The sequence below is a fragment of the Desmonostoc vinosum genome, assembly GCF_059505385.1.
In genome coordinates this window covers 1-12,275 of sequence record NZ_JCACKM010000184.1, presented here as the reverse complement: position 1 = coordinate 12,275, position 12,275 = coordinate 1, and the positions used below count along the sequence as shown (strand labels likewise).

Here is a 12,275-nt window from a genome sequence, read left to right as displayed (position 1 = left end):
CCCCAATCCCCAATCCCCAATCCCCAATCCCCAATCCCCAATCCCCAATCCCCAACATGTTACGCATTCTCTTGATTGATGACAGCTATAATGACCGTCTTTTGGCGATTCATGCGCTAGAGCAAGAACTCTGTGAACTCAAGATCCAAGAGATTACTCAAGCACAAGAATTAAATGAAGCATTGACGACAGGACAGTTTGATTTGGTGATTACCGATTATCAACTGCGCTGGAATGATGGTTTAACTGTACTTAGAACCATTAAAAGCCGCTATCCCGATCGCCCGGTGGTCATGTTTACTAATAGTGGTACACAAGAAATCGCGGTTGAGGCAATGAAATCGGGGTTGGATGATTATGTGATTAAGTCTCCTAACCACTATGTACGCTTACCCGCAGCTGTGCGCCGTGCCTGGGAACAAGCCCAGGCTCAACGCAAAGCCGCAGGTGTAGAAAGGCGTCTGCAAACTTTGCTGAATAATTTGAATGTGGGAGTTTATCGCTGTACTGTAGATGGCACTTTAATCGATGGTAATCCGGCATTTCTACGTCTTTTGGGTATTAATTCTCTGACGGAAATCTTAGAAAATCAAACTCTGGAACCATATTTTCAACCCCAAGACTACACTGAACTTCTGGGCCAATTAAAGGCTAATGGTATTATCCGCGATCGCGAAATTCAAGTGCAAAGAGCCGACGGTACAATTATCTGGGTACGACTAAGTAAGACTTTCACCAAATTTGCTGACACAACCATTGTTGATGGGTTAATGGAGGATATTAGCGATCGCAAACGAGCTGAAGAAGAACTCAAGCAAAGCGAACAGCAGCTAAAAGTTGCCCTCGCACGCGATCGATCTGCCCGAATTGAAGCACAAGCAGCAAACAAAATTAAGGATGAGTTTTTGGCGATCGTTTCCCATGAACTCCGTACCCCACTCAACTCGATGTTAGGGTGGGCGCAACTGCTCAGAAAACAGCAGCTAGATACAGCAAATACAGTTAAAGCTTTGGAAACAATCGAGCGCAATGCCCGACTCCAAAACAAGTTGATTAATGATATCCTCGATGTCTCGCGCATTATTCAGAATAGAATCACTCTGGATATGCGACCAGTACATTTAGTCACGGTTGTCAATGCAGTCATTGAAGACATACAACCGCTAGCTAAAGCTAAATTCATCTCTATTGAGTCGATTCTCGACCCTGCTGTCGGTCAAGTGATGGGAGACTCAGAGCGATTGCAGCAAATAGTCTGGAATTTGCTATCCAACGCCATCAAATTTACTCCTCAAGGCGGACGAGTACAGGTTTGGCTTGAGCAAGTCAATACCCAAGCTCAACTCACTGTCAGTGACACTGGACAAGGAATTAGTGCTGATTTTCTCCCACACGTATTTGATCGCTTTCGTCAAGCAGATAGCACTATAACTAGAAAATACGGTGGGCTGGGATTGGGTTTAGCGATCGCTCATCATCTCCTCGCCATGCACAAAGGTACAATCCATGCAGCAAGTGACGGTGTTGGTCAAGGAGCCACTTTTACAGTGCAGCTACCCATCGACAAGCCACAATCGATGCAGTTAACCCCCAGCAAATTAGGACAAGCGAATGAGTTTCCATCACTTAATGGTTTACAAATCTTAGTGGTCGATGATGATGAGGATACCCGTGAAATGCTCAAATTTATTCTTGAGCAGTGTGAAGCCCAAGTAAATACAGCAGCATCTGCGGCTGAAGCCCTACAAATATTCGCTCAACTAGCACCTGATGTTTTATTATGTGATATCGGAATGCCAGATGAAGATGGTTACTCACTAATCCGCAAAGTTAGACAGCTGCCTGGAAATATCAAACATTTGCCAGCTATTGCCCTAACCGCCTTTGCCAGAGAAGATGATCAACACAAGGCATTGCAAGCAGGATTTCAAAGACACCTAGCTAAGCCCATCAACCCTTTTGAGTTGGCAGCAGTAGTAGCTAGCTTTTCTAATGAGTAGGTTTTTTAGATTTCGCGTTTTGGTTGACGCGGTGAGTCCAGTGAGTAAAGGAGGGTTTCTAACGCCAGTCGCTCATGGAGGAAACCATGCCACTTGCTACATCATTCTTGGAAACTAATTCGAGTTTTTGAGCAAAAGCTGGTAACTTTTAGTACAAAAACTGCCTGATTACTTTAGTATTATTATATATACCGTTTTGCATCAGCAGATTTGCTAGCAAAAGTCAAGTCATATAAAGTAGAGATTACAAATCCTACTGTCATTCGTTACAATACAATTAATATTTTGCTATCTTAATTCACTAATATTCATCTTTTTTACGGTCAAATCCTTAATATCTGCAAAATTTGATCAAACTTTGCGTCTAGCAAAACACATCCTATGGAAGTCCGATTGACAAATCGACAACAGCATATACTTTGGGCAACGGTACGTCACTACATTGCAACAGCGGAGCCTGTTGGCTCAAAAGCTTTGGTCGAGGAGTACAATCTGGGTGTTAGCTCAGCCACAATTCGGAATGCAATGGGTGTTTTGGAGAAATCTGGGTTACTTTATCAACCACACACCTCTGCGGGGCGAGTCCCTTCGGACTCCGGCTATCGTATTTATGTTGACCAGCTAATTACACCTTTTTTGCAAGACGCTACGCGAACGGAAATTTTAGCAAAAGAGGTAGAACTAGCACTACAAAAACGCCTCCAGTGGGAAGATTGGAGTTTAGAAGCCTTACTACAAGGAGCTGCACAAATTTTAGCAACCTTGAGTGGGTGTATTAGCTTGATCACTATGCCGCAAACCACCACAGCAATTTTGCGACATCTGCAACTGGTGCAATTTGAAGCTGGGCGAGTCATGTTGATTGTAGTCACAGATGGCTATGAAACTCATTCTAAGTTGATGGATTTGCCACCGACGATCGAAGGAATACAACCAGAACCTGAAGTAATCGATCGCGAATTACAAATTGTCTCCAACTTTTTAAACAGTCACTTGCGGGGACGCAGTTTATTAGAATTAGGCAATCTTGACTGGAGTCAACTAGACCGGGAGTTTCAACGTTATGGCGAATTTCTCAAAAATTCCATTGTAGAGTTAGCCCGTCGTACTCATGCACCAAATGCAACACAAATTATGGTTCGAGGTGTGGCGGAAGTTTTGCGTCAACCCGAATTTTCCCAATTACAGCAAGTGCAAACAATTATCCAACTTTTGGAAGAAGAACAAGACCAACTGTGGCCATTAATTTTTGAAGAACCAGAAGTAGATGAAGTTGGTAAGCCACGGGTAACAGTTCGCATCGGTACAGAAAACCCACTAGAACCGATACGTACCTGCACATTGATTTCTTCTACCTATCGCCGCAGTTCTATACCAGTGGGTAGTGTAGGAGTTTTAGGCCCGACACGCCTTAACTATGAAAGTGCGATCGCAGTTGTGGCTGCTGCTGCCGATTATCTCTCAGAGGCTTTTAAATAAATACCCAAATACCCTGTATTTAAGAGAGAACAGGGAAATACCCATAAAGATTTCAAATTGTAACCACTACTAGCGATCGCAATGCTGCTTTTGTGCGATTCATTAGACCTCTTGCAAAAGTCGGATACTCGCCAGAAAATAAATTTTCTGGCTGATAACTCAAGTCGGTTTCAACCGACTAATAACAGTATTTTTAGTCCGTTTCAACGGACTTTTGCTATTAGGCTGAGACTTGAGTCTCTGACGGTTCAAGTATTTTTGCAAGAAGTCTATTGTTTGTCGTCATACCTCATTTAGGCATCACCGGAAAATTAGGGTGACTGACCATCAATAACATTTAGAAAATCTTCAGCCGTGATAATCGGGCAAGAAAAATTATCTTTTAGACTGAGTAAATCGCGATCGCCCGTCACGAGATAATCTGCCTCACTGACCACAGCCAAAAGTAAAAAAGGCACATCAAACGGGTCACGACATTCAGGAATTACAGGCAAGCGGTCGGGCATCGCTACAACTTCACAAAAGAGTATGTAATCCGATAGTAAATCTTCTTGCTCAGTTGGCGTGAGCTTAAACTTTGGATAAGCCAGCACTCGGATTAACTCAGTCGTTGTCGCTTTAGAAACCACGGGAGTGAAGAGATCGTCCTGCCATGCCAAACGAAGCCTAGATACTCTGCCCCCAAATATCAGGGCCGAGATGATGATATTAGTATCAATTACCACCCGTGGACAACCCATTACGACTGACGCGCCCAAGCCACTGCATCAGCCACATCCTGCTCACTCAGTCCTAAATCCGCCAGCTTAGATCGAACCGCATCAGCCCGATGAATTTTTACAGGAGTCAGAATAATTTGCCCACCCTCCACCTTTACCTCAAAATACTCAGCCTCCCCGATTTCACGGGTAATACTTTTAGGCAGCGTTAGTTGATTCTTAGAGGTTAACTTGGCGAGCATGACTTGCCTCCTAGCCTTTGCTATCAAATGTAAGGAATCCTTACTTGAGTATATACATCCTACCTTACTAAATTTAAAACCCAATCACCGAAACCGCCTTTCGCTTCTGCTCTGGAATCTAAAAGTCGTTTTACAGTATTAAAAGCATCTTCAACTCGCCATTAGGCTAATTTCTATACTTGGACGTATTGACAAAATGCATTTGTTTTTAACTTGTCACCAATGTCCCTGCCCAAATGGCTTGGTCAATATCAAGAAAAATAAAGGAAGAAAATGCTTGAATATCTAACTGGTAAACAGCCGACTACAGAGCTACTAAATGAATGGATTGAATATTTTCATACTCATGGGTTTATTGTGATTCCTAATGTGTTGACACCCGAACAATGTGAGCTTCTCAGAAATGATTTAGATGAAACTCTTAAAAAAAACGAAGGCAAAAACTATCAGAAATCCAAGAAAATAATGAAGCGAATGTTCGAGCATTCTCAGCAGAACCTGAAGCTTTTTAATTTAGAACCAATCGTGACGTTTGCAGAATTTTTAATTGGTGGAGCAAATGGAACAGGCTACTCAATGGATGATGGTATTCCCAACGCTAACATAATTCATGTTATTCACAATAACTCATTTAAAATTCCTCCAGAAACTGACGGATTAGCTAAAAATGCATGGCATCAAGACGATACACCCCATGTAATTTCGCTTGATGGAAAACCCTTAACTAACATTCGCTTGAATGTTCTTGCATTCACAGTCAATTACTACTTAACAGATGTACTATCTCAAGAAAATGGGCCAACTCAGGTGATTCCAGGATCTCATCTGTTTGGTAAGTTGTGCGATGGTGATATTTCTGGATATGAAGATCGAATTTATAGCTGCTTAGCAACAATGGGTTCCGCTGTTTGTTTTAACAATCAGGTATGGCATAGAGGTTCTAGAAACTCTTCCTCTATCACTCGCTACATTACGCAGATTACTTATGCAAAAAGACTGGTTGGACACAAGTATGCACCATTTATGAATTATCAAATGCCAAGTCACTGCTATGAAGAAGCAGACGAGAGATTGAAGCAACTGTTAGGGTTTCTTCCCAGTGGTGCCTATGGTTAATTTGGTAAATACAGGTTTCATAGGACTCATATTTGATTTAGTGAAAAAAATCCGTATACCTTGAAACTCACTACTTTCCACTTCTTATCTACGCAAATAATTTCATTAATCAAGTCAGATACTTATATTATAAAGAAACGCTGCAAACAGCGTTTCTACAGATGTTTTTGATAAATTTCTGGTAGCTTCCACCAAGGAATATGAGGATATTCATGATGTTCTTTGTGGTAGCCAAAATGATAGCAGGTAATAAATGACCACCAAATCGGACGGTTAATAGTTTGGGCACAATGAGGCTGAATGTAACCACCAATCGGCTCACTGTGAGGTAAAAAAGTACCAAAATAAAATAATTGCAACGAACTTAAAATTGCCGGAACTGACCAAAGGTAAATTAAATTGGCATGGGGAATATGCAGTAAGTAATGAGCAAAGTTATAAATAATCGTTAGAGTAATAATTTGTCTCCAACTCCAGTAATTTTTCATAAAATAAAAGTACCAACCAAAAAAACTTTTATGTTTGCTATTATGAAAATCTGGGTCTACTTGAGTCGCTGGATTATGGTGATGTAACCAATGTTTTCGTAATAGTTTTTGATAAGGTAAAAAACCATATAAAGTTAGGCATAATAACCCAATCAGATGGTTGAATTTAGGATTTTGAGGAAATACTACTCCATGCATCGCATCATGGGCTGTAATAAATAATCCTGTATATAAAAATGTTTGCCAAACTATAAGAAAACACAATATAAAACTGGGAATTCTAGATGTATCAAGACAAAGTAAGATAATCAGACTAATAGCCCATAGGCCAATAATACAACTAGCAATGAAAAGTCCCAATAACGAAGATTTATTCTTCACTAGTGGGTTTAGTTTTATTTGAATACCAAGCGGTTGTTCTAACTCTATCACGTTCTTACTCCGGGTAGCATTTCGCTAAAACTTCTCAAATCATAGTCATGACAAATACCACCAACCACCAGTAAGAAAAGTCTATCTGAGGGCAGTGTTTTGCACTAGACAGCGCAAAAACTCAAAAATAATGTAGAAATGTTAAGTTACTTTAAGTAGTATTGCACAATTAGCCATCTTAGCAAAACCTGCTTGCGGTTGAGATTCTTTCTAAGACTTAAGACTGACGCGCTGAAACACTTGACACTGCGTAAGTTCTGTGAGTTGTGTGATTTCCCGGTTCATTTAGCCTTAGTTTAAGGAAGACAACTGCTAAGTTCTATGAGTTAGCTCATATTTAAATCAGTGAACAGTTATCAGGTGTATGAGGTTGCTGATGGAGACATTGATCAAACCGCTGTTTTGGGAGCTTAGTATTGCTGCGATCGCGATCGTTGTGCTAATCTTCGGTTTCTATCTATTTCGCCAATATGCCATTGTGGCAATAGCCTATAAAGCCAAAATACTCTGCTCAGGCGTATTTGTTTCTCAACGAGATGCCATTTCAGTACAAAATCAAGATTTACTAGTTGACGATTTAGCGCTTCTCAAATACATCAGTGCTGAAATTAACTACCAAGAACAGTCCGTTACAACTTCAGTATTCGGTTTAATCAAACGCAAGGCTATCTTTCGTCCAGGACTTGGTTGTACTTTAGTGAACAACTTTCCTCAAGAAAAATTGCTGGAACAACAAACAGCTTATCCGCAGCCAGATAAATTGGACTTGCTACCAAAATTAGTTGAGACGGAAGATCTTAACCCTGGCATCGACATAGCAAAACTGAATACAACTGTTGATATTGCTTTTTCTGAGCCTAATCCCAACCGATTAGGTCGAACAAGAGCAGTAGTCGTGATTTACGATGGTCATATTGTCGCTGAACGTTATGCTGAGGGCTTTTCAAGCGATACTCCACTCATTGGATGGTCGATGACTAAGAGTGTAATCAATGCCTTAATTGGCATTCTTGTGTATCAAGGCAAACTATCCCTCAGTGACAACAAGCTTCTACCCGAATGGAGTCAACCGGGCGATCTTCGACAGGATATTACCCTTGATCAGCTTTTGCGAATGAGCAGTGGTCTGAAGTTTACAGAAAGTTACACCAATCTTTTAGAAGACTGCACAATCATGCTTTTTAATAGCAACGATGCCGCATCTTATGCAGCTAACAAGTTATTAGAAGCGAAACCAGATACAAAATGGTACTACTCTAGTGGTACAACTAATATTCTCTCACGCATTATTCGTAACACCGTTGGCGAGGCTGATTATTTTGCCTTCCCGCGCCGTGCTTTATTCAACCGTATCGGTATGCACAGTGCGATTCTTGAGCCTGATGCTTCAGGAACATTTGTCGGTTCATCGTTCATGTATGCAACTGCGAGGGATTGGGCAAAGTTTGGCTGGCTCTATCTCCAAGATGGTGAATGGTATGGTGAACGTATCCTACCTGAAGGATGGGTGAAATACTCGACAACACCAACACCATCAGATCCCAAGCAAAGGTATGGGGCCCATTTTTGGTTAAAGTTTCCGCCTATGTTTGCCAGCACTCAAGTTATTTCTCCCCCACTTGCAAATGACATGTATATAGCATCAGGTCATCAAGCCCAGTTTCTGACGATGATTCCATCCCATAAACTGGTTGTTGTTCGCCTTGGCTTATCCCAGCTGCCGCAATCTTGGGATCAGGAGTGGTTTATCTCACAACTACAGTCAGCTGTTTTAACGAAACGCGAAAGTCCTCATATAGGCGCGAAGCAAGGTGGGGAGGAATAGCGTATTGATGACGATTACATTTATGACTAATAGACCTCTTGCATAAATCTTTTTTACCGGGCTACGTCCCGCTTCTCTACGAGACGCTTCGCGAACGCTAAGCTGTTCCATATATAACTTGCATAATTAGGGCGGGCAAGATGCCCACCCCACAAGAGTTTTATTTAATTTGATTATGTAATTTAGATGTTTTTTAGCTTAACACGCATAGACAAGGCAGCGGCTTCCCGCTTTCTTAAGCGCAAAGACAAGGCAGTGCGTTGGGGAGACACTGCGTTGCAGAGCGAGTGTGGCTTGGGGAGCCACCCCCGTGGGCGGGTTTCCCGACTTGAGGAAGCCACTGCGTTGCTCTGGTCGAGAGAGTTGTAGCATACGACTTTTGCAAGAAGTCTATTGACGATAAAACTCTATTCTCTCCATTCAACGATCGCCTCCTTATTCGCATCAGTTAATTGATGTCAATAATTGACGATTGAACTCATCTTGATCAGCAAATGTGAGAAAAATTCTATCTAGTTTAGTCAATTCAAATAACATCCTGACTTGATCGTTTACAGAACACAAAAAGAGGTTGCTATCAGCGTTTTTAACTATCTGCATTGTCCTGACTAATGCACCTAAACCAGAACTATCGATAAACTTTACTTCTTTAAAATCGATCAACAATATATCAGCGCCATCAGCGATAGTATCACTAACTTCACGGCGTAATTGATTCCCTCGAATACCATCTAAGACGCCAGATATTTCTACTACTTTAACTTTACGACTCATAGTGTTGATTAATTGCTATTTTACTGACTAATAATACATTGCTATTTTGACACTTGCCTAATTAAATTGCAATAATTGTAACAATATTGTTGCGTATTAATATGCAAATATATAACGATATATCAAGAGTTAGAGAAGATTTGCAATCTCTATGTAGTGCTATGATAAGCAAGATTACGCAGATAAAACTCCAGCAAAGCAATTATAAATTAATTGTATATTTTAATACTCCCTAATAAGGAACTAACAGTGAAAATTTGAGGGTTTTAGAGAGGCGCTTTCAACAGCGTTTCTAGATGAGCGATCGCCTAAAAATCTCTGCGCCATTCCAGTTAAACCCCCATGTGATTTTTCACCCCACTCCCTATTTCCTAGAGGGTGCCAAGACAACCAAGATGTCGAACTGTTCTCGCTCTGGTGTTGTAGAAGTTGTGGCGCTAATGCTATAAATTGAGCCGATAATCTCTTTCCAAGATTGAGAGTTTTGGTCGTTGAACATGATTGGCACAAAACCATAAAACCATGACAGAAATGACCCCATATTTACGTAAAAATAACCACGATTCGGACGAGGAAGAGAATTAGTGGCAGTCCTGAAATTGTAAGTTGCAGGCAACTTCACATAAGGCTGTGGTACTAAATCAGCGATCGCGCTAAATCCAGTTGCAACCACAACAGTATCCTGATTCACCCAACTATAGGCAAGTAAGCTTTGTGCAGAATCTCCTCCTAAATCCCAACTAGTAACAGATTGACCCTTTATATCTTGCGTATTAACTATTATTCCACCCATTAACAAAGATTTAATGAATTGATCTAGCTTTTTGAAAGTTGTATCCGCTGCGGCGCGATTAGTCGTTTGCACAGCTAAGCCTATCCCTAAATTAAAATTGGGGCTAGCTAATTTAAATAATCCTCCTTTGGTGGGGAAGAAAAACAAAGCATATTCACCATCCATCCAACTCATGATGTCTTTTTCTAAATCTAGCCCCGTACTACTACGGAAAAAGTTGCGGAATGTAGCTAACAGGTCTTTGAGTTGCGCCTTGGTACTAATGGTTTGAGCTAACTTTAGCCACTGTTGGTTAAGGTTGCGACCTGTAAGCGCCGAGTAAGTTGCAGCAGGCAACCGAGACAGTATCATCTGGTGATTTTGTGTAATTAAGTCGTCTTTTGCGGATTTAGATGTTTGGTGATAAGCGTTGACTTGAAAGCGCAATCCTTCTGTTTGTACTGTCAAGAAGCCATCGATGGTACTGTATTCATTTAATGATGGACTGATGGCATCAACACTCAAGCCGGGAAAAGGTAGGTTGGGATCTTTGGAAATATCGCTGATTAAAGGTACAAATGTTGACAAATTTTCATAGATTGTAAACAGCACCTTACCAGACCGAGAACGTTCAATTGTCTGCTGAAACTGGGGATTTTGCGCCAAAGTTGCATTTCCTTGGGCAGTATCGATTAACTGCTCAATGGGTTGGGCTGTAATTCCAGTCACGACGTATCCTGGAAAAGTGGCGATCGCCACCCCACGCTTCTTTAACTTCGGGAGCTTTTGCAAAGAAGGAGGTAGCTTATTTTTAGTTGGAGCTACCTCTGGAGTTTCTAATTCCAGTATATTGACACCCTTGTACTGTCGTACCTTGCTTCCTTGGGTATCTGCTTGGAGTTGTGCCAAAAACAGCTGCAACCGCTTATCATCCTTCACTGGAGCCAGCAACAAAAAATTAGCATCTATACTTGCCACAGTAGATCCCACCTTGGGCATGAACGCCACCGTTACTTGCTCCCCTAGCCAAGACTCAACATTTTTTGTATAGTCAAACTTGGCGGTCACAGGTAAAAACTGTGACACTGCTGTCCAAGTTTTTTGAACTAACTGAAAACGACCCAAGGTTTTCCAAGTTTCTGCTCTAGTGTTAACTAATCCTACTAACGGGGTATCAGCTGGCAAGACATTGGCAACAATAGCACCAGAAGATAAAGATGGCTGGTTTGTTTCAGGAACAGCAGCAACTGTTAATGTAGAAAGCAACGATAGCGTAGCGGCAGGTAATAGCATCATAATTTTGTGATTATGTGATTAATTGCACCAATAGAGAGAAGGATTTGATACCAATTTCTCATAAAGATGCACTTAAGATACTCTCGATTGCTGCCATAGGACAAGTTTTAATTGAGAGCAGTAGCAAACTCCATTAATAATTTGGTGTTCGTGTTCAGCTATCCAATCATAAATTTGTGCAGCTTTGACCAATGCCACTTTTTCTGAGCGATAAAGTTGAGGAGTGGGACAATAGGCTTGACCATTGATGTGTATGGCTGCAATTTGCCAATAGTCGCTGCTTTCACCTTCTGGTACAACTTCTAAAAATCCGTTATTGTAAGGCTCGATTATTCCTATGTTCATCTGCAACCATCAAACTTGAAACCAAAACTACAACATCAGATGACAGCCATTCAAGCGAGGAAAAGCTGAAATCACAGGGAATTAGAGTACAACCCCCATCAATGATTTTGTGTTCCTGGTCAATGGAAATCTGAATGATTGGTCACTTTTTAGCTAATCTTGGTGTTAACCGCAGGCGTGTGGAGCAAATCCGGTTGGCTTTGCGCGATTTAAACATCTAATTTTAGCGATTTACTGAATTGAAATCTCATCAATTTTGAATTTGTACAGTTTCAGTTGGCGGATGTTTAATCTCTCCCTCACTGTAGCCCAAGTCGTACATACTAGCAGCTTGAGAATCATGTTCTGGTGGTACTTTGGGTCGTCTAGCCCAGGCATCAGATTTTCCTAAGTTAAACCAATCTTCATCAGTAGTTTCAGAATTGGATGTGTTCTCTGTTTGTTTCATATAAGTATCCCTACTTGTTTAATGTAGTAGCTCCTTCCTGGCTATGCAAATAATTTCATGAATTAAGCCAGATTCTCATATTCCTATATAATGACAATTGCTTTAGTGATACATTACTTCTTCCGTAAGTATGAAAGTGGATCATACTGTGTAATTTTTGATATGTTCTAGAGAATAATCAAAAGCTACAGCGCTCTGTTCAAGAATGTAATAGCAATTCCCTATTTAGGAGAGTAGTAGAAATCATTCGTAGCTATTATTTGGTAAATTTTGGATCAAACATTCAATAGACCTCTTGCAAAAGTCCTTCTTTGCGTTCTCTTCTCTGCGTCTCTGTCT

At 41.0% G+C, this 12,275-nt stretch carries 12 protein-coding genes; 5 read left to right on the top strand and 7 right to left on the bottom strand.

From position 1 onward, the window contains the following. From AC5JMF_RS23510 to AC5JMF_RS23500, 3 genes are all read left to right on the top strand, one after another. Positions 1 to 2,000, top strand: a 2,000-nt coding sequence (locus AC5JMF_RS23510; RefSeq protein ID WP_495798121.1) for an ATP-binding response regulator, incomplete at its 5' end; no start/stop codon positions are given. 381 nt (positions 2,001 to 2,381) lie between these two features. Then, on the top strand, positions 2,382 to 3,479 hold the full coding sequence (gene hrcA / locus AC5JMF_RS23505; RefSeq protein ID WP_495798120.1) for a heat-inducible transcriptional repressor HrcA: 1,098 nt from the start codon (positions 2,382 to 2,384) through the stop codon (positions 3,477 to 3,479). Between the two features lie 111 nt (positions 3,480 to 3,590). Continuing rightward, on the top strand, positions 3,591 to 3,776 hold the full coding sequence (locus tag AC5JMF_RS23500; RefSeq protein ID WP_495798119.1) for a hypothetical protein: 186 nt from the start codon (positions 3,591 to 3,593) through the stop codon (positions 3,774 to 3,776). A gap of 14 nt (positions 3,777 to 3,790) precedes the next feature. On the opposite strand, the gene AC5JMF_RS23495 is transcribed toward AC5JMF_RS23500, so the two are convergent. After that, the gene (locus AC5JMF_RS23495; RefSeq protein WP_495798118.1) at positions 3,791 to 4,219 is read right to left on the bottom strand and encodes a putative toxin-antitoxin system toxin component, PIN family; all 429 of its coding nucleotides are present in this window, start codon (positions 4,217 to 4,219) and stop codon (positions 3,791 to 3,793) included. After that, positions 4,219 to 4,440 carry an AbrB/MazE/SpoVT family DNA-binding domain-containing protein gene (locus tag AC5JMF_RS23490; RefSeq protein WP_094327679.1) on the bottom strand — a complete coding sequence of 74 codons (222 nt, stop codon included), beginning with the start codon at positions 4,438 to 4,440 and terminating at the stop codon, positions 4,219 to 4,221. The genes AC5JMF_RS23495 and AC5JMF_RS23490 overlap by 1 nt, the downstream gene beginning before the upstream one ends. A 273-nt stretch (positions 4,441 to 4,713) precedes the next feature. Here AC5JMF_RS23490 and AC5JMF_RS23485 point away from each other — a divergent pair, with 273 nt between their 5' ends. Next, positions 4,714 to 5,556, top strand: a complete 843-nt coding sequence (locus AC5JMF_RS23485) for a phytanoyl-CoA dioxygenase family protein (RefSeq protein ID WP_495798117.1) — start codon at positions 4,714 to 4,716, stop codon at positions 5,554 to 5,556. A gap of 155 nt (positions 5,557 to 5,711) precedes the next feature. On the opposite strand, the gene crtW is transcribed toward AC5JMF_RS23485, so the two are convergent. Then, a complete protein-coding gene (gene crtW / locus AC5JMF_RS23480) occupies positions 5,712 to 6,476 on the bottom strand; it encodes a beta-carotene ketolase CrtW (protein WP_495798116.1) in 765 nt (254 codons plus the stop codon). A gap of 376 nt (positions 6,477 to 6,852) precedes the next feature. Here crtW and AC5JMF_RS23475 point away from each other — a divergent pair, with 376 nt between their 5' ends. After that, a complete protein-coding gene (locus tag AC5JMF_RS23475) occupies positions 6,853 to 8,301 on the top strand; it encodes a serine hydrolase domain-containing protein (protein WP_495798115.1) in 1,449 nt (482 codons plus the stop codon). A gap of 444 nt (positions 8,302 to 8,745) precedes the next feature. Here AC5JMF_RS23475 and AC5JMF_RS23470 read toward each other — a convergent pair whose 3' ends face one another. The 4 genes from AC5JMF_RS23470 to AC5JMF_RS23455 all read right to left on the bottom strand — a co-directional run bounded on the left by AC5JMF_RS23470 (position 8,746) and on the right by AC5JMF_RS23455 (position 11,936). Next, on the bottom strand, positions 8,746 to 9,075 hold the full coding sequence (locus tag AC5JMF_RS23470) for an STAS domain-containing protein (protein ID WP_495798114.1): 330 nt from the start codon (positions 9,073 to 9,075) through the stop codon (positions 8,746 to 8,748). A gap of 364 nt (positions 9,076 to 9,439) precedes the next feature. Further along, positions 9,440 to 11,143 carry a DUF3352 domain-containing protein gene (locus AC5JMF_RS23465; protein WP_495798113.1) on the bottom strand — a complete coding sequence of 568 codons (1,704 nt, stop codon included), beginning with the start codon at positions 11,141 to 11,143 and terminating at the stop codon, positions 9,440 to 9,442. A 72-nt stretch (positions 11,144 to 11,215) separates the two neighbouring features. Further along, on the bottom strand, positions 11,216 to 11,488 hold the full coding sequence (locus AC5JMF_RS23460) for a hypothetical protein (protein ID WP_495798112.1): 273 nt from the start codon (positions 11,486 to 11,488) through the stop codon (positions 11,216 to 11,218). A 250-nt stretch (positions 11,489 to 11,738) separates the two neighbouring features. Continuing rightward, complete coding sequence (locus tag AC5JMF_RS23455) at positions 11,739 to 11,936, bottom strand: hypothetical protein (RefSeq protein ID WP_495798111.1); 198 nt, start codon at positions 11,934 to 11,936, stop codon at positions 11,739 to 11,741. Between the last annotated feature and the right edge of the window lie 339 nt (positions 11,937 to 12,275).